This window comes from Klebsiella sp. CN_Kp097 (assembly GCF_040064495.1).
GTDB classification, from domain to species: domain Bacteria; phylum Pseudomonadota; class Gammaproteobacteria; order Enterobacterales; family Enterobacteriaceae; genus Klebsiella; species Klebsiella aerogenes.
This window is the reverse complement of sequence record NZ_JBEAIL010000007.1, coordinates 524028-546232: the sequence shown is the minus strand read 5'-3', so window position 1 is coordinate 546232 and position 22205 is coordinate 524028. Positions and strand designations below refer to the sequence as shown.

The 22205-nt window shown below is 53.8% G+C and carries 25 protein-coding genes and 1 pseudogene; 6 read left to right on the top strand and 20 right to left on the bottom strand.

The genetic code is table 11. The features are described 5' to 3' along the window. The first annotated feature begins 100 nt into the window (after positions 1-100). Both ABLV07_RS12980 and guaD read left to right on the top strand, forming a co-directional pair. Positions 101-1597, top strand: a complete 1497-nt coding sequence (locus ABLV07_RS12980) for an NCS1 family nucleobase:cation symporter-1 (RefSeq protein ID WP_015366599.1) — start codon at positions 101-103, stop codon at positions 1595-1597. A 94-nt stretch (positions 1598-1691) separates the two neighbouring features. Beyond that, complete coding sequence (gene guaD / locus ABLV07_RS12975) at positions 1692-3005, top strand: guanine deaminase (RefSeq protein ID WP_045413966.1); 1314 nt, start codon at positions 1692-1694, stop codon at positions 3003-3005. 43 nt (positions 3006-3048) lie between these two features. Here guaD and uraH read toward each other — a convergent pair whose 3' ends face one another. Genes uraH through ABLV07_RS12960 form a run of 3 tightly spaced genes read right to left on the bottom strand, consistent with a single transcriptional unit; the run spans position 3049 to position 5232 of the window. Next, on the bottom strand, positions 3049-3375 hold the full coding sequence (gene uraH / locus ABLV07_RS12970; RefSeq protein ID WP_042897437.1) for a hydroxyisourate hydrolase: 327 nt from the start codon (positions 3373-3375) through the stop codon (positions 3049-3051). Next, positions 3372-3872 carry a 2-oxo-4-hydroxy-4-carboxy-5-ureidoimidazoline decarboxylase gene (uraD, locus tag ABLV07_RS12965; RefSeq protein WP_047056833.1) on the bottom strand — a complete coding sequence of 167 codons (501 nt, stop codon included), beginning with the start codon at positions 3870-3872 and terminating at the stop codon, positions 3372-3374. The genes uraH and uraD overlap by 4 nt, the downstream gene beginning before the upstream one ends. After that, on the bottom strand, positions 3850-5232 hold the full coding sequence (locus ABLV07_RS12960; RefSeq protein WP_047056834.1) for a nucleobase:cation symporter-2 family protein: 1383 nt from the start codon (positions 5230-5232) through the stop codon (positions 3850-3852). The genes uraD and ABLV07_RS12960 overlap by 23 nt, the downstream gene beginning before the upstream one ends. A gap of 359 nt (positions 5233-5591) precedes the next feature. Here ABLV07_RS12960 and hpxO point away from each other — a divergent pair, with 359 nt between their 5' ends. Further along, positions 5592-6746: an FAD-dependent urate hydroxylase HpxO gene (gene hpxO / locus ABLV07_RS12955; RefSeq protein ID WP_047056835.1), complete on the top strand. Its 1155-nt coding sequence runs from the start codon at positions 5592-5594 to the stop codon at positions 6744-6746. Here the strand turns inward: hpxO and hpxR are convergent. Then, positions 6725-7660 (bottom strand): LysR family hpxDE operon transcriptional regulator HpxR, encoded by a 936-nt coding sequence (gene hpxR / locus ABLV07_RS12950; RefSeq protein WP_047056836.1) that lies wholly within the window; start codon positions 7658-7660, stop codon positions 6725-6727. The genes hpxO and hpxR overlap by 22 nt on opposite strands. Positions 7661-7785: 125 nt before the next feature. Between hpxR and hpxD the strand changes: the two genes are divergently transcribed. Then, positions 7786-8823: a molybdenum cofactor-independent xanthine hydroxylase subunit HpxD gene (gene hpxD / locus ABLV07_RS12945; RefSeq protein ID WP_015705426.1), complete on the top strand. Its 1038-nt coding sequence runs from the start codon at positions 7786-7788 to the stop codon at positions 8821-8823. A 15-nt stretch (positions 8824-8838) separates the two neighbouring features. After that, the gene (locus ABLV07_RS12940) at positions 8839-9807 is read left to right on the top strand and encodes a PDR/VanB family oxidoreductase (RefSeq protein WP_045387901.1); all 969 of its coding nucleotides are present in this window, start codon (positions 8839-8841) and stop codon (positions 9805-9807) included. Positions 9808-9846: 39 nt separating this feature from the next. Here ABLV07_RS12940 and ABLV07_RS12935 read toward each other — a convergent pair whose 3' ends face one another. From ABLV07_RS12935 to ABLV07_RS12915, 5 genes and pseudogenes are all read right to left on the bottom strand, one after another. Then, positions 9847-10449, bottom strand: a complete 603-nt coding sequence (locus ABLV07_RS12935) for a hypothetical protein (protein ID WP_223575721.1) — start codon at positions 10447-10449, stop codon at positions 9847-9849. An 8-nt stretch (positions 10450-10457) separates the two neighbouring features. After that, complete coding sequence (locus tag ABLV07_RS12930) at positions 10458-11432, bottom strand: hypothetical protein (RefSeq protein WP_015366589.1); 975 nt, start codon at positions 11430-11432, stop codon at positions 10458-10460. Positions 11433-11535: 103 nt separating this feature from the next. Beyond that, complete coding sequence (locus ABLV07_RS12925) at positions 11536-12375, bottom strand: GNAT family N-acetyltransferase (RefSeq protein WP_032708073.1); 840 nt, start codon at positions 12373-12375, stop codon at positions 11536-11538. 7 nt (positions 12376-12382) lie between these two features. Further along, positions 12383-13111, bottom strand: coding sequence for a mechanosensitive ion channel domain-containing protein (locus ABLV07_RS12920; RefSeq protein ID WP_322972686.1), 729 nt, complete (start codon positions 13109-13111; stop codon positions 12383-12385). 107 nt (positions 13112-13218) lie between these two features. Then, positions 13219-13639, bottom strand: a pseudogene (locus ABLV07_RS12915) (hypothetical protein). A gap of 224 nt (positions 13640-13863) precedes the next feature. On the opposite strand from ABLV07_RS12915, the gene ivy reads away from it, so the two are divergent. Next, positions 13864-14313 carry an Ivy family C-type lysozyme inhibitor gene (gene ivy, locus ABLV07_RS12910; protein ID WP_015705431.1) on the top strand — a complete coding sequence of 150 codons (450 nt, stop codon included), beginning with the start codon at positions 13864-13866 and terminating at the stop codon, positions 14311-14313. Between the two features lie 57 nt (positions 14314-14370). Here ivy and ABLV07_RS12905 read toward each other — a convergent pair whose 3' ends face one another. The 11 genes from ABLV07_RS12905 to ABLV07_RS12855 all read right to left on the bottom strand — a co-directional run bounded on the left by ABLV07_RS12905 (position 14371) and on the right by ABLV07_RS12855 (position 22184). Next, positions 14371-14958: a hypothetical protein gene (locus ABLV07_RS12905; RefSeq protein ID WP_032708074.1), complete on the bottom strand. Its 588-nt coding sequence runs from the start codon at positions 14956-14958 to the stop codon at positions 14371-14373. A gap of 14 nt (positions 14959-14972) precedes the next feature. Beyond that, positions 14973-15365, bottom strand: coding sequence for a DUF4150 domain-containing protein (locus ABLV07_RS12900; RefSeq protein WP_015366584.1), 393 nt, complete (start codon positions 15363-15365; stop codon positions 14973-14975). A gap of 10 nt (positions 15366-15375) precedes the next feature. Further along, positions 15376-15981 carry a DUF3540 domain-containing protein gene (locus tag ABLV07_RS12895; protein ID WP_020078770.1) on the bottom strand — a complete coding sequence of 202 codons (606 nt, stop codon included), beginning with the start codon at positions 15979-15981 and terminating at the stop codon, positions 15376-15378. Between the two features lie 11 nt (positions 15982-15992). Then, a complete protein-coding gene (locus tag ABLV07_RS12890; RefSeq protein ID WP_020078769.1) occupies positions 15993-17063 on the bottom strand; it encodes a pentapeptide repeat-containing protein in 1071 nt (356 codons plus the stop codon). After that, on the bottom strand, positions 17060-19600 hold the full coding sequence (locus ABLV07_RS12885; RefSeq protein ID WP_020078768.1) for a DUF2169 domain-containing protein: 2541 nt from the start codon (positions 19598-19600) through the stop codon (positions 17060-17062). The genes ABLV07_RS12890 and ABLV07_RS12885 overlap by 4 nt, the downstream gene beginning before the upstream one ends. Before the next feature lie 45 nt (positions 19601-19645). Further along, positions 19646-20017, bottom strand: a complete 372-nt coding sequence (locus ABLV07_RS12880) for a hypothetical protein (protein WP_015705436.1) — start codon at positions 20015-20017, stop codon at positions 19646-19648. A 19-nt stretch (positions 20018-20036) separates the two neighbouring features. Beyond that, the gene (locus tag ABLV07_RS12875) at positions 20037-20417 is read right to left on the bottom strand and encodes a DUF3592 domain-containing protein (RefSeq protein WP_015705437.1); all 381 of its coding nucleotides are present in this window, start codon (positions 20415-20417) and stop codon (positions 20037-20039) included. 6 nt (positions 20418-20423) lie between these two features. Further along, entirely contained in the window at positions 20424-20822 is a 399-nt protein-coding gene (locus ABLV07_RS12870) for a hypothetical protein (protein WP_032708075.1), read from the bottom strand. A 92-nt stretch (positions 20823-20914) separates the two neighbouring features. Continuing rightward, positions 20915-21262, bottom strand: a complete 348-nt coding sequence (locus ABLV07_RS12865) for a DUF3592 domain-containing protein (protein ID WP_015705439.1) — start codon at positions 21260-21262, stop codon at positions 20915-20917. Between the two features lie 105 nt (positions 21263-21367). Further along, a complete protein-coding gene (locus ABLV07_RS12860) occupies positions 21368-21757 on the bottom strand; it encodes a hypothetical protein (RefSeq protein WP_015705440.1) in 390 nt (129 codons plus the stop codon). 40 nt (positions 21758-21797) lie between these two features. Continuing rightward, positions 21798-22184, bottom strand: a complete 387-nt coding sequence (locus tag ABLV07_RS12855) for a DUF3592 domain-containing protein (protein ID WP_015705441.1) — start codon at positions 22182-22184, stop codon at positions 21798-21800. Positions 22185-22205 lie beyond the last annotated feature (21 nt).

Sequence of the window (22205 nt, the reverse complement as noted above, 5' to 3'; positions counted from 1 at the left end):
AAATAAATATTTTGTATACAAAATTAACCATTCTGGCCTGAATCCTGCAACGCCTTCCGCTATCAACGGCACAACGTTTGTCTTCAGAGGAGCAGGATCCATGCCAAATACACAAAACACGCATCAGCTCAACGCCGGAGACCCGGCATCAGGCTACAGCCCGCGTCTTTGCAACGAGGATCTGGCGCCGACGCGCGAGCAAAACTGGAACTGGTACAACATTTTTTCTTTCTGGATGTCGGACGTGCATAGCATGGGCGGCTATGTGGTGGCGGCGAGTTTCTTTACGCTGGGTCTGGCGAGCTGGCAGGTACTTATCTGCCTGTTGGCCGGAATTGTTATCGTCCAGCTTTGCGCCAATCTGGTGGCCAAACCCAGCCAGATTGCCGGCGTGCCCTATGCGGTCATCTGCCGTCAGGCGTTCGGCGTCTTCGGCGCCAATATTCCAGCGGTGATACGCGGGCTGATTGCTTTCGCCTGGTACGGGATCCAAACTTATCTGGCTGCGAACGCCTTAATGCTGGTGCTGCTGAAGTTCTGGCCCTCGCTGGCGGCAATGACGCAAACGTCATTGCTGGGTCTTTCATCGCTTGGCTGGATCTGTTTCGCCACCATGTGGCTGTTGCAGGCGATGGTGTTCTGGCACGGCATGAGCGCGATTAAGCGCTTTATTGATATCGCCGGCCCGGCGGTATATGTGGTGATGCTGGCGCTGGCGGGCTGGATTGTATACAAGACAGGGCTCGACGGTATCTCCTTTACCCTCGCCAGTAAAACGCTGACCGCCGGTGAGCAAAGCTGGCAGATGATCACCGCCACCGCGCTGGTGGTCTCCTACTTCTCCGGTCCGCTGCTTAATTTTGGCGATTTCTCCCGTTATGCCAGAAGCATGGGCGAAATTCGCCGTGGCAACCGCTGGGGGCTGCCGTTTAACTTCCTGCTGTTCTCGGTAGTGACCGTAGTAATCGTCTCCGGGACGCAATCTTTATTTGGCCGGATGATCACCGACCCGATTGAAACGGTGAGCCATGTGGGTAACGATCTGGCGGTGGCCATCGGCCTGCTGACCATGATCACCGCCACTATTGGCATCAATATTGTCGCCAACTTCGTCTCGCCGGCATTTGATTTTTCCAACTGCGCGCCGCAAAAAATCAGCTTCCGCACCGGCGGGATGATTGCCGCCGTCGGCTCGATACTGCTCACCCCGTGGAATCTGTTTAACTCCCCAGAACTTATCCACTACACCCTGGATGTATTGGGAGCGTTTATCGGGCCGTTGTTCGGCATTCTGCTGGTTGATTTCTATTTGATTAAACGCGGACAGGTATCGATCGACGATCTTTTCGATGATACCCCTAAAGGCAAATACTGGTACCGCAACGGCTTTAACCCGAAGGCCATCGCCGCGCTGCTGCCCTCGGTGGCGGTCGGCCTGATTATCAGCTTTATTCCCGCTCTGCATGAGGTGGCCAATTTTAGCTGGTTCATCGGCGTGCTACTTAGCGGCAGCCTGTATCGCTGGATTGCCCGCGACGAGCGGCAGGCCGCTTCCTCCGCCCGCTTTACCCCCGGCGCGCTGGCGCAGAAAGAATAATCCCGCCCGGCCGCGGAGCCTTCCGCGGCCTCCTGGCATTAAATTTGCACATATTTGCGCAATAGCTATCACCCTACTTATATAAGGCGGCAACATGCTGGAATACCACACCGCGTTACGCGGTGCGTTTTTTGATATTAGCCAACCCGCCGCCAGCGCTGACGATATCGCCCGCTACGCGCGATATATTGATGATGGCGTGCTGTTTATTTACGCCGGGAAGATTCAGGCGCTACTGCCATGGCAGGAAGCCGAAGCATTACTCGATCCACATAAAGGCTATCGCGATCTGCGCGGTAAACTGCTGCTGCCGGGGTTTGTCGACGCCCATATTCATTATCCTCAAACCGAAATGATCGGCGCCTTTGGCGAACAGCTGCTGGAATGGCTGACCACTTATACCTTCCCGGTGGAAAGCCAGTTTGCCGATGAACGGTACGCGGCAGATATCGCCCGTTTTTTTGTCAACCAGTTGCTCAGCCATGGCACCACCACCGCGCTGGTGTTTTGTACGCTTCATCCTGCGTCCGTGGAGGCCCTGTTTACCGAGGCGTTGCGCCTGAACATGCGCCTGCTGGCCGGTAAGGTGATGATGGATCGCCATACGCCGGAGTATTTAACCGAAACCGCCGAACAGAGCTATCGCCAGACCCGCGAACTGATCCAGCGCTGGCACCAGCGAGGCCGTCTGGGCTACGCTATTACGCCGCGTTTCGCCCCCACTTCCACACCGGAACTACTACAAGCAGTTCAGCGGCTGCGGGAGGAGTTTCCTGATACCTGGCTGCATACCCATCTGAGTGAAAACCTTAATGAAGTTGCGTGGGTAAAGCAGTTATGGCCGGAGCATGAGCACTATCTTGATGTTTATCATCACTATCAATTGACCGGAGCGCGCAGCGTCTTCGCCCACGGGATACATCTGGCGGAGAAAGAGTGGCGGTGTCTGCATGAGACCGGTTCGGCAATCGCCTTTTGTCCTACGTCAAACCTGTTTTTAGGTAGCGGGCTATTTCGCCTGCCCGCCAGCTGGCAACATCAGGTCCGGATCGGCATCGGCAGCGATGTGGGCGCCGGGACCACCTTCAGCCTGCTGCGCACCCTCGGCGAGGCCTATAAAGTGGCGCAGCTACAGAGCTATCGCCTGCGCGCCAGCGAAGCGTTTTATCATGCGACGTTGGGCGGCGCGCACGCGTTACGCCTGGATGACAAAATTGGTAATTTCCAGTCGGGAAAAGAGGCCGATTTGGTGGTTATCGACCCGGCGGTGACGCCGCTACAAAAGCTGCGCGGCGCACGCTGTCATGATGTCTATGAGCAGCTGTTCGTATTGATGACCTTAGGCGATGAACGAAACATTAGTGAGACCTGGGTCAATGGCCAACAGGTATGGTGTAACGAAGGCTGAACCGCTGCCCGGCACTTTATTCTGACCGGGCAGCGGACTCAACTTAACTTCCGCGATAGGTCGACCAGCCGCCGGGGGCAATTAAAAACGGCAGATGAAAATGGTCTTTGTCCTCGGCGGTGATCATAAAATCGATCTGCGCCTGCCGGTACAGGGTCTGACGACCATCGCGCGCAAACCACGATTGCAGTTCGGCCACCAGCTGATAGTTGCCGGGACGCAGTTGTCCCGTCGCCAGCTCGCCCAGGCGGCCATGGCTGTCCGTCACGCCTGACGCCAGGCTGCGCCCTTCGCATAACAGGGTGACCGCCACGCCTTGTGCAGGCTTGCCGGTAGAAATATCAAGAATATGGGTGCTCAGGGTGATCATGCGCTAATAACTCCCGCCAGTCTGAGTAAGGTGATTTCACGTAATTGTTCCAGTGCCGCTTCAATTTCCTGCGCGTCATTATGCGTCAGCCGTTGGGTCAGCGCCTGCAGGATCTCGGCGGCGCTGCGCCCTTTGGCGCGGATCAGAAACACGCGGTCAAAGCGGGCTTCGTAACGGGCGTTCCCTTCTTTCAGCGCCCGGGCGATAGCGGCATCGTCGGCATTAACCTCCGCCTGCTCCTGGCGAGACAGCGCGGCATGCGCTTCCCCGCCCGTCGGCTTTTCCCCGATCCGCGGGTGGGCGCAGAGCGCCCGCGCCAGATCTGCCTCTCCCCAGTGCTGCATCAGCTGTTGTGCGCGATCCGTTAAGGCCGTCAGTGTGGCATAGGGTCGCCCCAGCGCCAGCGCTTCGCGCCAGGCGGGGAGCGCCACGCAGGGTTCGAGCAGTCGCAGGGCTTGCGCCTGCGGCAGCTGATTAAAGTGGTTGAGTGTTATCATCATTGCTCCTTGCCGCTGCCGTCATGGCGGCTTTCTCTTGCGGAATAATCAGATTCAATACAATCGCCACCAGCCCGCCGCTGGTAGCGGCAGATCCAAACAGATTGCCGATGATGGGCGGGAAATGGGCAAGGAAAGCGGGAACCGCCTCAATGCCGAGGCCAAAACCAAATGCCAGGCCCACAATCAGCATATCGCGGCGGGTTAGCGAGGTCTGGGTGATAATGCGGATCCCGGCCGCCACGACACAGCCAAACATGACCATCGTCGCGCCGCCTAACACCGGCGTGGGGATCTGGCGCAGGATTTCGCCAAATGGCGGAAATAGACCAAGCAGGATCAGTAATACGCCGATATAACGCCCGACAGAGCGGCTGGCGACCCCGGTCATCTGGATGACGCCGTTATTCTGCGCGAAGGTGGTATTGGGAAACGCGCAGATCGCCGCGGCGATCAGGCAGCTAATACCATCCGCGAGGATCCCGCCTTTCAGGCGTGAGCGAAACGCGGCATCATCGATGGACTGTTTTGAGATCAGGCAGTTGGCGGTTAAATCGCCGACGGCTTCAAGAATGCAGACCAGCGACACCAGCGCGACCGGTAAAAATATGGCGCTATTAAACTGAAAGCCAAAAGGAAAGATCGCCGGCAGACGAAACCAGCTCTCGCCGACCGGCGCCAGATGAAATTTCCCGCTCAACGCGGCGGCGATACAGCCCACCGCCATGCCGACGACCACCGACGATAAACGCAGCCAGCGGTTTTTCGCGCAGCTTAATAACACGATAATCCCTAAGGTCACGCCGCCCAATGCGATATTGCCCGGGCTGGCGAAATCCTTCGCGTGCTCGCCGCCGCTCCAGTTAATAATACTGACCTTTATCAGGCTGATGCCGATTAGCGCAATGACGCTGCCGGTAATAATCGGGGTAAAGAGTTTTTTCAGCGGTTCGATAAAGCGGCTGACGACGACCGGTACCAGCGCGGCAACAACGTTGACGCCAAACAGCATGGCCATAATGTCCTGCGGGCCGCCTCCCTGCGCTTTCACCCACATGCCGCCAGCAATCGCTACGCCGAGAAAGGCGAAGCTGGTGCCCTGCATACAGATCATCCCTGCACCGATCCCCCAGACGCGGTTAGCCTGCAGAAAGGTGCCAATCCCGGAAGCCATTAGCGACATACTAATTAAATATGGCAGCCATTCGCCAAGCCCCAGCGCGGCGCCAATAATCAGCGGCGGCGTAATAATGCCGACCAGCCCTGCCAGCACATGCTGTAAGGCGCTAAAAAAAGCCGGCAGCGGCGGGATGCGCTGCTCCAGGCCATAAAGCAGGTTGCTGTTCTTTTCATCAGACATGGGGTCACCGTCTCGTCGTGGATAAGCGTTCACGATGTAGTGCACAAAGCAGGCCACATTGCTTATTCCCTCTATCTTTATCCACGTAACAATCGCTTTATCTTTTATTTATCAGTGAAATAGCTAAATTAAAGAGCGACTATTCTGTAACGATCGTTGGCGCGGGGCGCTGAAACTTTTGATTCCTTAATTCATCAAAAGAAATCTTTGATTCATAAAAAGGCAACATAATCGCAACTTTGCCCTCCTTTGGTGCATCTCACCGCCATCACCCGTCCGTTTTCCGCTGATTTCGCAGGTTCTGCTACCTGGTATGCAAATTGCTGAACCCCTTAAACAACACACCTAAGGGGAAGACAATGAAAGCAATCGTGATTGGCGCGGGAATCGGCGGGTTGAGCGCCGCGGTGGCGCTACGTAATGCAGGCATCGCCTGTGAAGTGTTCGAAGCGGTAAAAGAGATTAAGCCGGTTGGCGCCGCGATCTCTATCTGGCCCAACGGCGTCAAGTGTATGAACCGCCTGGGGATGGGCGAGATCATCGACGCTTATGGCGGCCCGATGCATTATCTGGCGTATAAGGAGTATCAACACGGGGAAACGCTCACACGGTTCAGTCTCGCGCCGCTGGTTGAACGTACGCAGGGCCGCCCTTCGCCAGTGTCGCGAACGGAACTTCAGCGTGAGATGCTTGATTTCTGGGGGCGTGAGCAGGTGCAGTTCGGCAAGCGGGTCACCCGCGTGGAAGAGCATACCGACGGCGTCACCGTCTGGTTTACCGATGGTAGCGAGGCGCACGGCGATATGGTCATCGCCGCCGACGGCAGCCATTCGGCACTGCGGCCATATGTGCTCGGCTATACGCCGGAACGCCGCTATGCTGGTTACGTCAACTGGAATGGTCTGGTCGACATTGATGAGTCCATTGCCCCCGCCGATCAGTGGACGACGTTTGTCGGCGAAGGGAAACGCGTGTCGCTGATGCCGGTGGCGGGCGGACGCTTCTACTTCTTCTTCGATGTACCGTTGCCGGCCGGGTTAGCGGAAGATCGCCTCACCCTGCGCGACGATTTAACCCGCTACTTCGCCGGCTGGGCGCTGCCGGTGCAAAAGCTTATCGCCGTACTCGACCCGCAGACCACCAACCGGATAGAAATTCACGATATTGAACCTTTTGATAAGCTGGTGCGTGGCAAGGTGGCGCTACTGGGCGATGCCGGGCACAGCACCACGCCGGATATCGGCCAGGGCGGCTGCGCGGCGATGGAGGACGCGGTCGTGCTGGGTAATGTACTGCGCGACAATAGCGATATTGTCACCGCGCTGCGCCAGTACGAAGCATTGCGTTGTGAAAGGGTGCGTGAGCTGGTGCTCAAAGCGCGTAAACGCTGTGATATCACCCACGGTAAGGATATGGCGTTAACCAAAGCCTGGTATCAGGAACTGAAAACGGAAACCGGCGAGCGTATTATCAACGGCTTGTGCGAAACCATTCAGGGCGGGCCATTAGGCTGAGAGTGAGCAGCGCTACGCATCTCCTCCATCACCAGCGTTAGTTTTTGAATCGCCATTTGCGCCGGACGAGATAGCTGGCGCGTTGGCGCGGTGCATAGCGCCAGGGTCAAAGGGCGCAGCAGCTTATTACGTAGCGGCACAAACGCCAGCGAACCGTTGTTTACCTCGTCCTGCACGTCCAGCAGGCTCAGGACCGTCACCCCGCCGCCTTTAAGCACCAGCGATTTAATCAGACGAATATCATTGCAGCTAACGGTGTTGGGCGGCGAAAAATCATAATGGCGATAGAGCATTGCCACCCGGTCATGCACTATTAACGGCGCGCCGGGAATAATATGCCGTTCATCGCTAAGTTCCCCCAGCGAGATCGCGGGCGCGGCGGCAAAAGGATGGTGCGGATGCAGTACCACCCCGACTTCCATTTCAATAAACGCCAGTACGTTGAGACCCGCCTGACCTTCAGGATCGAGGATCAGACCAAAATCGACATCGGCCTGACGCACTCTGTCGCTGATGCTCTGGCTATCGGCGACCTGCAACATCAGTTCCAGCCACTCGCACTGGTTGATAATCTCTGCCAGCGCCGCGGCAAAACTCCCTTCGGCCAGCGCCTGCACCATACCGACATTCACCGTTCCGCGTTTTAGCCCCTGCAGTTCATCAAATTTCTGTTGGGTCACGCGAAACTCTTTTTGCCAGCGCAGCAGATTGTCATACAACAGCTCGCCTGCGGTGGTCATCCGCAAACCTTCCGGCAGCCGTTCAAACAGCGGTGTGCCGAAGGACGCTTCAGCCTGCAGTATCTGGCGGTTAATCGCCGAAGCCGAAATATGCAGTTTTTCCGCCGCCCGGCGCAGGCTGCCGCTGCGGGCCACTTCCATAAAATAATGCGCAAAGCGCGAGAAAGGACTCATCGGTTACCTGTACTGATTTTTGCAACGGATAGCTGAATTAATGCTGATGGATGTCAACACCCTACTATGGCAACAATAAACTCACAACAATTAAACAATCAACTTAGCCATCAGGAAGCAAGACGATGAACAGACAACCGCTCGCGCCCCCCGCGCATTGCACCTTTGAACCCCAGGACTGGCTGCGGCTGGCAAAATGCTGGCATCCGGTGGCGCGTAGCGCTGATATCGGCCCGCAACCGGTGAAAGCCACCCTGCTGGATGAAAAACTGGTTATCTATCGCCTGCACGAACGAGTCGTAGTCGCCCGCGATGTCTGTCCCCACCGCGGGGTACCGTTGACGTTAGGTTTTCATGACGAAGAAGGTATCATTTGCCCTTATCACGGCCTGCGCTTTGGGGAAGATGGCCGCTGTAACCGAATCCCCTCCAGCCCAAATCAGCCGATACCGGCGAAATTAAATCTGACCTGCTACGCGGCGGAAGAACACTATGGTCTGGTGTGGGTGTGTCTCGATTATGATGCTGACAATCCCCCGCGGTTACCGACCATGCCGCACTGGGCAGACGACGGATTCCAGCAACTGACCTGCCCGGCGTTTGAGGTCAATGGCTTTGCAGGCCGTCAGGTTGAAGGGTTTCTTGATGTGGCGCATTTTGCGTGGATCCATACCGACACCTTCGCCGATGCGGAGAATCAACAGGTTCCTGACTACCTGCCTGAGGAAACGGAAAACGGGTTTGTCGTCGACTACTGGAGCACGGTCGGCAATTATCCGGCAAGCGCCGGTTACCGGGCTCCGGAGGGTTTTCAATGGCTGCGTCGCTTTGAGATGCATTTGCCCTTTACCGCCACCCTGACGATTCATTTTCCCGGTGAGGCCCGGCTGGTTATTATGAATGCCGCCTCGCCCGTCTCATCACGGGTCACGCGGATGTTTGCTCCAATCGCCCGCAATTTCGACCTGCATGTGCCGGTGGAGGAGGTCTACGCCTTCAACCTTCGCGTTTTTGAAGAAGACCGGCTGATGGTCGAGAGCCAGCGCCCGGAGACGCTACCTCTGGATCTTACCCTGGAAGCACATATTCCAGCCGACCGTAGCTCAATTGCCTACCGTCGCGGCTTGAAGCGGCTGGGTTTCGGTGAGTTTTTCCTGGTCTGAGCAAGGAGTTATACGATGAGTACTCTAATTGAGGTGGTTGTCGATGGTCTCTGGCGTGAAGGAGAACATAATCTGGCGGTCAGGCTGGTGACGCCCGACGGCGACCCATTACCCGCATGGCAGCCCGGCGCCCATATCGATCTGCATCTGGCGAACGGCGTGACCCGTCAGTACTCACTCACCGGCAGCCACCGCAGGCTGGAACGTTATCTGATTTGCGTGGCGCGATCGGCAGAGTCGCGCGGCGGTTCGCGCTACATCCATGAGACGCTGCGACCGGGTCAGAGGCTGATGATTTCGCTACCACGAAACCAATTTGCCCTGCAGACGGCGCGACACGTCACCCTGCTGGCCGCCGGGATTGGCATTACGCCGCTGTATAGCATGGCGCGGGCGTTAGCGGCGCAAGGAAAGCCATTTACCTTACAGTATTACCTCAACCGACGGGAAAACGGCGCCCTGGTAGCCGCGATTGCCCGCAAGCTGGCACCTGAAAACGTAAGGATTTATAGCTCAGCTGAAGGCGAGAGCCCGCGAGAAAATTTGCCTGGAAGGTTGAGCGTTCCTCATCGTGAAGATCGGCTTTACTTGTGTGGGCCGGCGGGATTTATGGCCGCCGCGCGCCAGGCGGCGGCGATACAAGGCTGGCAGGCTGAGCAGATCCATGAGGAGGCGTTTCAGGCGTCAATGCCCGCCAACGACGTTCGGCAGGAAGAGACGTTTACGGTGACGCTCGCCTCTTCTGGCCAATGCTGGCCTGTCGCCGCCAATCAAACCATCGCGCAGGTATTGCAGGAAAATGGTGTGGCAGTGCCGCTCTCCTGTGAGATGGGGATTTGCGGCGCCTGTCTGACCAGGGTGGTTGAGGGAGAGGTGGATCATCGTGATACGGTGCAGTCAGCAGCAGAAAAATGCGCCATCGTGCAGCATGTCGCGCTGTGCTGCTCCCGCAGCCGCAGCACGAATTTGCTCATTGATTTATAAAATAAGGCCAGGCTAAAACTGGCCTGCTGCCGCCCTTTTCTAACGTGAAGCGCGGCGCAGCGTCTGGCGCTGAATATTAAGCTGTTTTCGCCAGACCCTGTTATGTAGATAAAGGGCGTTTGCACGGTAAAAAGTCTGGCTATTAATGCATCGGATACCGCCTAAAATGAATACTAGCCCCAGCACGGCGCTAATGAGAAATCCTGGTTTTAGTCCGGCGCCGAATAATGCCCCGAGGCAAACAGAAAGAAAATAAACAATCGCAACCAGACCGCTAAAAGCCATCAAAGCCAGTGATAATTTAAGCGCCAGAAAATTGCCTCTGGCAACGAAGTACATCGTCAGTACCATTATCAGACTATAAATTAGCGATACAGGCACAATCGCCGCCATCACGGCATACTGCGGCAGCCCAAATAGCTCGAACACCGCCAACCAGAGATAAGGTTGAGCCAGGGCAAAAGCGAACATGCTCAGAATCATAGCCCCTACCAGCGGTATTCCTGACATATGCCAGCCGACCGGAATACCCATCCGGTCTTTTAATCTGTCTTTAAGCTTTTCAAGCTGCTGCGGATCGTTAGTGTCCATTTTTCGAGAAACAACGGCACTTAAAATAAGGTTTCTGGTAATATATTTCATGATTATTATTAATGAGTTCCCAACAAGGAGAATGACTGAATAAGGCCAATGGCATATTGTGTTGAGGCCCTCATATTTTGCGGATTACGGATTGTTCCAGTCATGGCGCTACCCGCAAATGCGGAGGTATTCACTACCGCCGTGGTTAATTCACGTTGTAAGCTTCGCTGTAAGGCATCAGAAGGAAAGCGTTTGGGATAAAACCCTGCACGCATAGCGGCTTTCATTCCTGTATTCGATATTCCAGGGTTTTGCGCGCGAATAATTTCTTCCGTAATTCGGCGACGTTCCGCACGGTTTAGCCCCTTAAGCCAGGTTATCACATTCGTTGAAGTACTAGCTTTCATCATCTTATATGTTTCTATCGTGCTTCTCAGCCCAGCTCCGGCACCCGCAAGCGAAACAATATCTAATGCGGTACTTGTTGCCACATACCATGATTCGCTGTCGAGCCATGTGACTACATCATCATGATCTGTTGCAATCAGGGTAATACGACCTAAACCAATAAAACATTGCGCGACTGTAGCTACCGTTCCCGCAGTAATAATCGCAGCAACAACACCGGATGCCCCTGCGGTTATTGGAACGGCGGCACCTGCGCCGACAGCCAAAACTCCCGTTACGACAGCCGCACCGCATGAAATAGCCGTTGAGGTGATCTCGTTTGCCAGGGATGGCGTCTGAATCGTATGATTTAGTGCTTTGGTGGCATTATATGCCGAAGGTTGAGCATTGATTCGGGTAACGATAACGTGGGTGACGGTGCTTTTATTTTCCTGAGCAATATTTCTGGACGGTCTAACAAGCCACTGCTGGCTACCGTCAGAATAAATAATACCTGCATGGTTAAAATCTCGGGAACAATCCAATTGATTGGCCAGAGCCTTAAAATCAAAATCATTGCCTGAAGTCAGTCCCAGACTCCTTGCAAATCCATAATCGGGTAAATTGTTTTTTGCAAACTCTCCAGGCATTGTCATTGATTCTCTCCATGCATATGGGCATCTATTTTATGCCCTAAAGGTTAATTGCTATAGAAATATAAAAATTCAGGATTATTCCGAATGGCCGTTGTTACTCCACTTACCCCATCGCCTGGGACATCAGGCTAAACAGACGTACATCATGGCTGTGGCGGCAAATATCCCCCTTCACCATTGCCAACGGCCGATCCGCCAGCGTGAACCCGTTTTGCCCAAGCCAGTGGGTAAACGATTCATGTTGGCCTTCCGGACAATCGAGGCGCACAAACTCGCCGGCGAGCGTGGTCAGAAAACTAGCACATAACGCCTGCGCATGATCGCTTTGGCTGGCCACCACCGGCCCGATTACATAGCCTCGGCCCATGCGGCGACAGGCGGCCCAGGCGCAAATCTGCTCCTGACTATTGCGGATAACGGCAAGGTGCGCGTTGGCCAGCAGCCAGCGGATAAGACGCTCTCGTTGGGCGCCCCAGGCCTTGCCATCCAACAGAGCTAGCTGTGATATATCGGCGACCGTCGCGGCAGAGATGTCGATGCCCGAAGAAGCAACGGCAGGTAATGCGTGGGCGTGCCATTGCTGGAGAAATCCTGCCGGACGGAAACCAAACTTACGATATAACGGTTCTCCGGCAGGCGTGGCGTGCAGTTGGATAGTGCGGCTGCCCAGCCTCTCTAATTGAGCGGCAAAGAGCTTCTTGCCAAGCCCTTTACCCTGCAGCTGTTTAGCCACCAGCACCAGGCCGATAGTGGCGTGATGTTGACCCCAGCGCCAGCATAGCGTCGTGCCACAGAGTTCGCCTTCTATTTCCGCCACAATACCCTCACCTAGCGTGAAGGCGCACAGCCAGTCTTCACGACGATGCGGCCAACCCATCTGCTGGCTAAGCATCAGGCCACCGCTAATATCGGAGGCCCGCATTTTTCTCAACACGATTGCCATCTCCCGGTCACCCCTCTGTTGGCGGCGGCGAACTCGCGCGGCTGGCGTTTTCCTGCGATAAGCGCCAGAAATCATGCCCGGCGGGATACTGGTAAAGACGCAGTGAAAACTGCCCGGCCACGGCGGTAATGTATTCAAAAATAGCAGACTGGGTGTTCTCGTAATCCATCCACAGCGTCGAGGAGGTAAAGCAGTAGATTTCCAGCGGCAGCCCGGACGGCGACGGTTTTAACGTTCGCGCCACGATGTACATATCTTTAATGATATCTGGCCGTTCGGCGAGATAGCTCATCAGGTAATGGCGAAACAGCGTCAGGTTAGTCAACCCGTTATCAATAAACCAGCGATCCGCGACGCCGCCCGGATCCCGGCCATCCAGTAATTTACTGAGCGGCTCACTCACCCCGCGGATTGCCAGCATCGGGGTTAACATCTCCTGATTCAGGAAGGTTACCGAGTGCTGATCGATATTTATACTGCGCATGATCCTTCGTGCGCCGGACGAGAACATCGCCTGCCAGTTGGTATACGTTTCTGTAAGGAAATTCTTGGTCGGAATACGCGAAATGGTGTTGTCCCAGTTACGGATAGTAATGGTATGCAGCGCGATATCCGTCACTTCCCCGCTCAGGTTCTTGTCTGGCATTTCGATCCAGTCGCCCAGTTGCAGGACATCGTTTGACGATAGCTGGACGTTGGCCACCAGCGACAGCAAGGTATGTTGAAACACTAACATCAGCACCGCCGCGACGGCGCCGAGGCTGGAAATGATAATCACCGGTGATTTATTCGACATCACGGCGAGGATCATAATCGCGGCCAGAATGTGAACTAAGATTTTGCCTATCTGGATATAGCCTTTGATGGAATGGTTTTTGCGCTTGGTCTTACGCAGATAAGAGCTATTGACGATATCCAGCATTTCGTTGAAAAAGATCGACAGAAAAATAAAAAACAAAATTCCGCAGATGGTATTAATCGCCGTTACCAGTGATGCCGGCATATTGGGCATGAACTGCAGAACATAGTAGACGATAATAACCGGAATGAAGTTTGACAGTTTCTCGGCGATACGGCGGTCTTTTTCCAGCGGTACGTCCTGTTTATGGCTGGCGAAGAACACCTTGCGTATCACTTTAATCAGCAAAAACTTGCACAAAAGATGGGCAAAGATGCCGGAGACGACCAGCAGAATAAGGTTAAAGCCGATCGCTAATGCCGGATTACTTTCAATAAACGTCAACAGATGATTCAAATACGCCATGCGTTATCGCCTGAATAAATATGCCCTTTTGTATTAGCCCTTCACTCTCGGCGATTAATACAAAAATTTAACCAATGTGCATCATGACATGTCCAAGCCGGATAAGTCCACGCTTTGCGCGGGTGATCACATTCATTGTATAAATATGTTCATTTGCATTAATGATGCTCTGCACCCACTATTAAGGGGCCCGAAATGAGGACATATCAACTCCAGGAGGAAACATGTTCAAAGCACTTGCCGCCATCGTCGCACTCACCGCATCCGCCAGCGTCATGGCGCAAAGCGATGTTACGCTGACTTCACTTGCCAAAGATAATGCGACCAAAGCGTCGTTCAGCCAGATGGTAAAAGGCCATAAGCTCCCGGCCTGGGTTAACAGCGGTGGTACCGGATCCCCGGCACAGACCGTGAAACTGGGTTCTGAATCCTGGCAGGTATTAAGCGCCTGTAAACCACACGATTGTGGAAGCGAACGTATCGCCGTGATCTGGTCTGAAAAATCCAAACAGATGGCGGGCGTCTTCTCAGTGGTTGATGAGAAGACATCGCAGGAAAAACTGACCTGGCTTAACGTCAGCGATGCGCTGTCGATTGATGGTAAAACCGTGTTGTTTGCCGCGCTGAGCGGCAGCCTTGAAAACCATCCTGACGCGTTTAATTACCCGCAATAAACAAAATCCCTGGCTATCCGTTGATAGTCAGGGGTTGCTCACCGCCTTTACCACTCCCTATTTGCGCTGCCGGCGTAGTTTGCCCGCGAGAAGAGCCAACCGCTGGCTACGACAATAAATCGTGAACAGCACGAATCCCTGGCGGTTAAATATTAGCCGGCAACACAGTAATGCCAGCGCGGCGAACGCCAGCGGCCAGAGACTTTCACCTGCGCTGACCATCGCTCTCAACGCTTGCGCCGCCGTTGACGCTGAGAGGAGAAGAAATAGCGCCAGAAATCCCTTCAGCCCGAGGGTATAACCGCGAGCCAGCAACACGCCGCTGGTCAACAGAACAATAACCACCACTAGCGCAGGTACAAAGAAACTCGCTACCCGTATCGGCGCAGAGAATGGCGGGAGCGTCTGCAAAAATGGTAGCAGATTGAATGCAAAAGCCACTAAGAACAGTGGGAATAGCGCGGCGACCGGAAATGGGTTTTGCCGGGGACGTTCGCCAGGTGGACGCGAAAAGTAGCGTTCAAGTTCTGGCGTGGAGTGATTCAGTGAGGTGCCGTCCCGGCGCGCAATAGCGCGGTCTATCTCCCGGCCATGCTGCAGGAGATCGTAAAAAGGCTTCCCGAGAATGATGTTCAGGTATGGCATCTGGAACGTGTTTCCTACGGCGCCAGCATCAATACCTTGAACTGGCTGGGGACGATGCGCATACCGACCGCATTTGTCGAATTTTGCAGGCTAACGCTGGTTAGACGCGTCGCCGGCGTGCCTTTTAACAACACGGTAAATGCACCGGTCAGATGACGCGACGGCCCCATCACCGTACCTGACGCCACCCCGGTCGCCACGCCGGGGTTATCGCCGTTGGTGAGCGGCGTCACCGTCGCCATATTGTGCGCGGGCATGCCCATAAACAGAATATTGAGCGCGTTAGGGATCGCCGTCGGCCCCAGCGCGATGTCCGGATAGGGAATTGGCGTCGGCGCTGGCATCGGGGTCAGACAGACGTCGGGGAAGGCTAAATCGACACCGAATAGCTGGCAGTTAGCAAACATAATTAGCTCCTTAGCCCATGTGGATCTGTTCTGAATCGACTTTGGTGATCGCTTTTGAGGTGATAACCGTATTGTGCGCATGCAGGCGGGCGTAATCTTCCGCTTTCATATCCAGCTGCCCGGCGCGCACCTGCTCGGTCTGCCGGGTAGTGCGCAGCAGATTGTGGCTAATTTGCGTCACCGTTTGCCAGACCGATTCGGCGCGTTTGCCAACAATACGTGACAGTGTCACCCATGCCGATAGCTTATCGCCGCTGTAGTTCATCTCGCTGATATGGCAGTCCCCCTGCGCGGCATTGACGCACAGCCGCTGACCGCTGAGGCTGAGTTCCCCCTGGCTTTGAATATGCAGGTCACCCGGTACGCTGAGCTCCGCCTGGCGGCTTTCATCACGCTCCAGCACCGCTAACAGCCAGATCTGGTTGTCCACGCTGCTGATGAGTACGCGATCCCCAGCCTGCGGCGCGATCAGACAACTGACCGCTCGCCGACAGTGCCAGCCGCGCCCTTCGCTCTCGACGGTCACGCTGCCGTCGGCAAAGCAATGGGTCACCGTGCCGGAAGCCTGTGCCGGCGGCATCGCCGCCTGGGCCAGTTTGTGATTAATGGTTGTCATCTGTTGTCTCCTTAACAACGGCTGTGGCGCTGGGCGCTCCACGCCTCAGCGGCTAATAACTCTTCATCGTATTCCAGGATCCCCTGGCGGCCGGTAAACAGCGCTTCGTCCTGGCGGGCGCGATGCAGCCGGGTACGGGAAAAGGTCGCGCCGCGCAGATCCGCCTGACGCAGGTCGGCAGCGGAAAAATCGCTCCACGTCAGATCGCAGAGCGCGAATCGCGCCCCGGCGGCCTGAACCCGCTGTAAAACACTCTGGAACAACCTGCTCTGGCTAAAGTCGGCCTGCTCCAGGAGCGCGCCAACAAATATCGCCTGGTCGAACAGGCTGCCGCGACACTGGGCGCCGCGCAGATCGGCCTCCATAAACAGCGCCTGGCTGGCGTTCACCTGATTGAACTCTGCTTCACGCAATGACGCGCCTTTGAAATTGCACTGGGTTAGCTGGGCGCCGTTAAACTTCGCGCCGTCCAGCGGACAATCGGTGAACTGGCAGCCGGTAAAACCCTGCCTTGAATAGTCTTTGCCGCGCTGATCGCACTGGAAAAACACCAGCCGGTCGCACTGCATTCCGTCCAGCGCGGTGTCCCGCAAATCGATATGGTAAAAGGTGGTCAACAGGCCGCGGCTTTGCGCAAAGCTGGCGTGTGTCAGATCAGCCTCATAAAACACGCTGCGTTCCAGCGTTGAACCGCGAAAACGGCTCCTGCTCATCTGGCAACGCATAAACTGGCTGCTTTGCAGCGTCGTCGCCGAGAAATCGCTCTCTTGCAGGTCGCACTGATTAAACACGCAACTATCAAGCGCGGTTTCGGCGGCCTGAAGATGGGCCATTTCACACTGATTGAAGGTCGTCTGCTTAAGTTGGGCGCCTTGCAGCTGCAGGTTCTGCAGCTGGCACTCGGTAAACAGGGTTTCATGCAAATTGGCGTTTTGCAGATTAGCGCCGCGTAGCGACACCTCCTGAAACAGACCGCCGGAGAGATCGCAGCCCTGCAGGTTGATACCATCCAGCGATATTTCATTGAGTGGCTCGCCGTTTTTGATGCGCTGAACGATCTCCTCCGGGCTCAGTATCGTCATATCACTTCTCCATCGCGCTTCGGCAGGGTTTTAATGCGTTTGGTCCATGCGCCGTCCAGCCGCGTGGTTTTACTGGTAAAGGATTGTGAAAGATCGGCGCGGAACAGGTTGGCGCCTTCGAAATTGGCTCCGGCAAGCTGGCTTTTTTGCAGCAACGCGCCCATCAGATTGGCGTCGGTAAAATCGGCCTCGCGAAAATCGGTGCGAACAAACAGACTGCCGACCAGATTCGCGCGTATAAAGCTGGCATCACGGCAATAGGCCTCACTCAGATCGCTGTTTTCGATTTTTGCCAGCGCAAAGCGCGCGCCCTGTAATGGCGTCTGGCGTAAATTGCTCTGCTGCAGCGTAGCGTGGCTGAAGTCGGCGCCGATAAGTGAGCTTTCCGACACCGCAGCGCTGGCTAGCCATGTTGCAGCGCTAAAATCAGCGCGCTCCGCGATGGTCTGCACCAGAGAACAGCTTTCCAGCGTCGCCTGATGGAAAATGGCATGCTCCAGTTCAGATTGTAAAAACGAGCATTTGTGCAGCCGCGCGTGGCTGAAATCAGGTTGTGCCAGCGTCAGTTCCATAAAGACGCAGCCATCCAGCTCGGCGCGATGAAAACGGCAGTCAATCAGGCTGATTTCCCGAAGGATCAGCGTTTTTAGCGTCGCATTATCGAAAATGCATTGCGCAAACAGCGCGTTCTGTAGCTGACTATCTTCAAAGCGAGCGCCGGTGAAGTCGCTTTGATGGCACTCCGCCAGTACCAGGCTGGCGCCGCTAAAATCACAGTTACGCAGCGACGAATGCTGTAGCTCCGTTCTGGCCAGCACGGCCCCCTGAAAAGAGGCGTTATCCAGCTGACAGTGGCTGAGGTCCGCGCATTCCAGTAACGCCTTTTCAAAATTGGCGCCGCGAAAATCCATGCCGGAAAAATCAACGCCGGTCAGATCCATCCCGCTAAAATTGCCGCCCTGCGCCATGGTACGCTCGGCGCGTTGGCGCAGGATCATCGCCAGATCGCCCTTCAGCCGGACCGCCGGCGGCTGATGCTGCACCGCGGCCAGGTACATCTGATGTAGCGCCTCGCGCGTTTGCGCGCGCTTTTTCTCGCTCAGTTCGTGCTGGTGCTGATGCAGCATCTCCTGCATCCGGTGCATGGATTCGGGGCCGCGCGGTTGGTTTTCATCGTTATTCAACTGCGGATAGTGCGCCTCCATCTCACGCTTGCGCTGTTGTGCATCATTCTCCATTTCCTGCGCCTGACGCTCCATGTCGGCGATAAACTCCGGCAGGTCTTCAAGCTTAGGCAACGTGGGTTCGTCGATATCCGCCAACAGGCTATCGATATCACCGCCGCTGGCTTCAATGGCGGCGCGGTGCTGTTCACGCAGCAGACGGGCGCGGTTTTTCATATTCTCCTGCTGCGGACTCGGCGACTGTTCAATTTCATTGTCGATCCACGGGCCGATGGTCTCTTCCGGTATGAGATCCTTTTCGCGGAAGGAGAAGAGCGCGCCCTTCTCTTTATCCATTCGCTGGGCCAGTACCTTGCGATAGTGATTAAGCGAACGGGCGGCGCCCTCTTTTTCCAGCGCCGGGATCAGCTGCAGGACGTCGGCGGCATCGTCTTCATTGATACGAATGTGCCCCTGCCAGATAAGCATCATCTGTTCCCGATGGGGAAAGAACCATACCGTGGTGGCGCGTAAGGCAATTTCTTCAAATAGCGTTTCATCCGCGCGCTGGCGATGAATAAAACAGCGAGCCTGCCACGGCGGCAGCTGGCCCTCCTGCATTGGTTTCTCAGGATGCATATTCCAGATCCGCCATTTCGCCCCTGGCGGCAAGGTATCCCGATCCTCCCACCATTGGTCCGGGCTGGCGGCGTTAAAGACTTTCCAGTCAATATCGCTGGCAAAACCGGGAAAATCCTGTTGTAGCCAACTGGCATCATATTTTTTGCCCATACGGCTAAAGCGCCGCGGCCACTGAATATCCAGCGGGCCAAAACTTGCCGGCTGCGGTTTCTGCTGCGGCGAGCTTACTCTTCCCTCCAGCGGTTCAATATTCGGCAGAGGATGATGTTCGCGCCCCTGCTGTTTTACCGGCGCGACACCAAGCCCGTGCGGGTTGTCGGCATAATCACCGCCGCCAAAGGCGCGGCTCCAGTCGAGGCGCATTTCGCTAAACGGCTGCGGTCGGGTCATACGTTGCCCCGTCCACTGGCGATCGCCGAACACCACCAACGACTTACTCAGTTTGTCGATATCGATGCGCGCCACGCAGGCGCTTTTTTCCTGCTGATGATGGGTATAGGCAAAACCGGTGGCAAGAAATTCGGCGCGGACTTTAGGGATGGCCATATCCACCACGCCGCCGCTGGTTTGTAGTTCGTCGGCGGCAAGCTGCCACAGTTCCATCTCGGGGCGCAGCTGGGGGTTTGGCCCCATATCCGCCAACGCCAGCACCGAAACGCCAAGATAATTTTTGCCCTGCCAGCGGAATGGCCGGTTCAGTACGCTCAGGCGTAAGGGTTTAATGATTTTCATATAGCCCTAATGCGATAGGTTCTTAAGGGGAATTGATGCTTAGCATCAGACATTACGATAATCGAGGTAGTAGAAATGTTGTGGGTCGTCCTGGTGAACGCGAATATTGATTAATTGATTCACCTGAACCTCAGATTGGTCTTGCGCGGGGAATATAACGCCGCGGATGCCCTGCAGTTCTTGCTCATGCCAATGATAACGAAGGGTCAAAATGGCTGAGTAGTGATTATTAATTCGCTGGTCGCGATCGTATTTGATCTGCAGGATGGTGGCCTTAACATTGACACCATTCATTTTCGTTTTTTTATCTTGTCGCGCAGAACGTATATTCTGCATCGCAACCCAGGCCACAAAGAGCAATACTACCAGCGGAATGGCCCATGCCATGGTTAGCACTATGGTAGAGACGATTTCCATGTTATCTCCTGATTAGTTCTTACAAAAAAAGCGGCCTGTCGTATAGCGCAATTCTCTGCGGGTTCGCCGGATCGTATTTAATCGTTGTGCCATTACCCGGCTTAAAACGTTCAATGTCGCTGAAATTCAGGGTGTGATTCAGGCTAGCTTGAACTTCCACCTGCTCGCGGGTCTTAAATTTAAAGGTGATACGATAGATCGGTTTACTTCCGCTCCAGGCGCTGGTCTGGTGTGCGGCAATTATATCCGCGTTGACCGCAATGCCGGATTGCAGGACCTCACTGTGGGTGAAACTATCCTTTAAATACGGGTAAAAATCCTGATAAAGAAAACGGGCCATGGGATAGATACCAAACACCAGGACAATCAGCCCCATGACGATAAAAAAGAGTATATCCATAGTGAATTAACCCACATCACCGATTTGCATAATAGCAATCTTATTGCCGCGTCCTTTCTTAACGACAATGGACAGCCCTTTACGTAATAGATGTATTTGTGCTGGTGCAATCAGCGCCTTGGCGCAAAATAATTGAGGCATTTCATCGATGCGAAAATATATATCGAAAAATAGATTATTACCGAGCATTACATTAGTTTGTTGCCAGAATTCAATCCGCGAACTCAGTAAGTCTCCTCGCCAGCGTTCGCGTTTTAAATAGATTTTCACTGACTTTAGTTGTAACGATGACTTTCTGAATGTGAAATAGGTGGCCATCATGAATAATATACTTACTGATAAACCAATAATCACGGGTATCATTTCCCTTGGAGACATATTGGTGATCCATTTTTCAAATGACATAATTATCCCTGGTGGGTTTCAGTTCAGGCTTCACAATTCATTATTTTAGGTAAAAAGACATCTTGGTTTTCTCACAATATAGAGAGACTCCATCACTCCATCTCCCAAGGTGTTGGTAATAACTCTTTGGGATTATCAGGCATGTAGTAGATGTAAATAGTATTGTTTCTCATGATTTTTACCATATTTTGCGGGGAAATATACTGTTTAGCCGTTGCCGTCACCAGACCTGAGTCAGTATTGAAAGATAATTCCATTTTAAGTTTAGTGCTCCCTCCGCCACTCGCGCCAATTTTTTCCATGCTTAATATTTTAGCCTCGGTACGAATGCCATTTGCCTTAAACTTATCATAATTGGAGCCTGAACGATAACAATATAAGAACAAACCAAACAAAATTAAAACGGCTAATATTAATGTTCCCCACATAGAGTCAAACATAATGATCCATTAATGATGAAGTTCACCACATATTAGAAATTCTGTGAGTGTTTTTAAGTGGCCACCTAAATGGCCACGAGCATAGAAGTCTAGTGGATACCCTGTTTATTCATAATCCACATCCATAACAGCCATTCGTTTTGGCGGAACGCCCTCATGCTTTATAGTTAATTGAAGCCCCGGTTTTAATTTGGGGATTTCTGAAGCACGTACCACGGCAGCAGCATTATACTGTTTTGTCGTACCCTCAATGTTCGCCTCAAAGGTAAATACGAAATAATAATCGAAATTATTGGTCGCGTTAGTTTGACGCCAACTTACCAGAGATGCGTTTTTTATCTCACCGGGCCAGCGCTCACGGCTTAGCCAGTTTTTTATTTCAGTAAGGTCCCCGCCCTGTCCTTTGAGACTTCGCAGCGAACCGAACAATAGAAAAAAGCTAAATGCAACCGATGCAATAACAATTAACAAAGAGTGTTGATAAATAAAGTTCATTGTTAGCTCTTTTAGGTTTTAAATATAAATAATTGTCACATTATAAAAATAATGGTCTGTCATAAATTGCGATTCGTTTAGGATTTTTAGCGTCGTATTTTATTGTTGTCCCATTGCCGGGTTTAAATCTCTCAATTTCTTCAAAGCTTAGCCCCATATCAACACTCGCTTCGGTTTCAACACCTTCAAGAGTGTTAAATTTTAAGGTCAAATGGTATATTGGCTTATTTCCACCCCACATACTAGTTTGATGAGATGCAATAATATCGGCATTTACTGCGATTCCTGTTTTAAGAACAGCGCTTTCAATAAACCCAGCCTTGATCATAGGGATAACGGAACTACGAAAATTCCGCCCAATAATATAGAGTGCTATAAGGCATGCCACAAGCAGAATATAAAACCATTTTGTATTTAGAAAATCCATTTAATCAATTCCAGGTCGTGA

Excerpts from the sequence above, each read along its gene's own strand:
- ABLV07_RS12980 (WP_015366599.1), top strand. The coding sequence starts at position 101 with ATGCCAAATACACAAAACACGCATCAGCTCAACGCCGGAGACCCGGCA.
- ABLV07_RS12865 (WP_015705439.1), bottom strand. The coding sequence starts at position 21,262 with ATGTTTGACTCTATGTGGGGAACATTAATATTAGCCGTTTTAATTTTG.
- hpxR (WP_047056836.1), bottom strand. The coding sequence starts at position 7,660 with ATGAGTCCTTTCTCGCGCTTTGCGCATTATTTTATGGAAGTGGCCCGC.
- uraH (WP_042897437.1), bottom strand. The coding sequence starts at position 3,375 with ATGATCACCCTGAGCACCCATATTCTTGATATTTCTACCGGCAAGCCT.
- ABLV07_RS12870 (WP_032708075.1), bottom strand. The coding sequence starts at position 20,822 with ATGTCATTTGAAAAATGGATCACCAATATGTCTCCAAGGGAAATGATA.
- hpxO (WP_047056835.1), top strand. The coding sequence starts at position 5,592 with ATGAAAGCAATCGTGATTGGCGCGGGAATCGGCGGGTTGAGCGCCGCG.
- ABLV07_RS12885 (WP_020078768.1), bottom strand. The coding sequence starts at position 19,600 with ATGAAAATCATTAAACCCTTACGCCTGAGCGTACTGAACCGGCCATTC.
- ABLV07_RS12960 (WP_047056834.1), bottom strand. The coding sequence starts at position 5,232 with ATGTCTGATGAAAAGAACAGCAACCTGCTTTATGGCCTGGAGCAGCGC.
- uraD (WP_047056833.1), bottom strand. The coding sequence starts at position 3,872 with ATGATAACACTCAACCACTTTAATCAGCTGCCGCAGGCGCAAGCCCTG.
- ABLV07_RS12890 (WP_020078769.1), bottom strand. The coding sequence starts at position 17,063 with ATGACGATACTGAGCCCGGAGGAGATCGTTCAGCGCATCAAAAACGGC.
- ABLV07_RS12925 (WP_032708073.1), bottom strand. The coding sequence starts at position 12,375 with ATGGCAATCGTGTTGAGAAAAATGCGGGCCTCCGATATTAGCGGTGGC.
- ABLV07_RS12855 (WP_015705441.1), bottom strand. The coding sequence starts at position 22,184 with ATGGATTTTCTAAATACAAAATGGTTTTATATTCTGCTTGTGGCATGC.
- ABLV07_RS12860 (WP_015705440.1), bottom strand. The coding sequence starts at position 21,757 with ATGAACTTTATTTATCAACACTCTTTGTTAATTGTTATTGCATCGGTT.
- ABLV07_RS12930 (WP_015366589.1), bottom strand. The coding sequence starts at position 11,432 with ATGACAATGCCTGGAGAGTTTGCAAAAAACAATTTACCCGATTATGGA.
- hpxD (WP_015705426.1), top strand. The coding sequence starts at position 7,786 with ATGAACAGACAACCGCTCGCGCCCCCCGCGCATTGCACCTTTGAACCC.
- ABLV07_RS12940 (WP_045387901.1), top strand. The coding sequence starts at position 8,839 with ATGAGTACTCTAATTGAGGTGGTTGTCGATGGTCTCTGGCGTGAAGGA.
- ABLV07_RS12895 (WP_020078770.1), bottom strand. The coding sequence starts at position 15,981 with ATGACAACCATTAATCACAAACTGGCCCAGGCGGCGATGCCGCCGGCA.
- ABLV07_RS12880 (WP_015705436.1), bottom strand. The coding sequence starts at position 20,017 with ATGGAAATCGTCTCTACCATAGTGCTAACCATGGCATGGGCCATTCCG.
- guaD (WP_045413966.1), top strand. The coding sequence starts at position 1,692 with ATGCTGGAATACCACACCGCGTTACGCGGTGCGTTTTTTGATATTAGC.
- ABLV07_RS12935 (WP_223575721.1), bottom strand. The coding sequence starts at position 10,449 with ATGAAATATATTACCAGAAACCTTATTTTAAGTGCCGTTGTTTCTCGA.
- ivy (WP_015705431.1), top strand. The coding sequence starts at position 13,864 with ATGTTCAAAGCACTTGCCGCCATCGTCGCACTCACCGCATCCGCCAGC.
- ABLV07_RS12875 (WP_015705437.1), bottom strand. The coding sequence starts at position 20,417 with ATGGATATACTCTTTTTTATCGTCATGGGGCTGATTGTCCTGGTGTTT.
- ABLV07_RS12905 (WP_032708074.1), bottom strand. The coding sequence starts at position 14,958 with ATGCCATACCTGAACATCATTCTCGGGAAGCCTTTTTACGATCTCCTG.
- ABLV07_RS12900 (WP_015366584.1), bottom strand. The coding sequence starts at position 15,365 with ATGTTTGCTAACTGCCAGCTATTCGGTGTCGATTTAGCCTTCCCCGAC.
- ABLV07_RS12920 (WP_322972686.1), bottom strand. The coding sequence starts at position 13,111 with ATGTTAGTGTTTCAACATACCTTGCTGTCGCTGGTGGCCAACGTCCAG.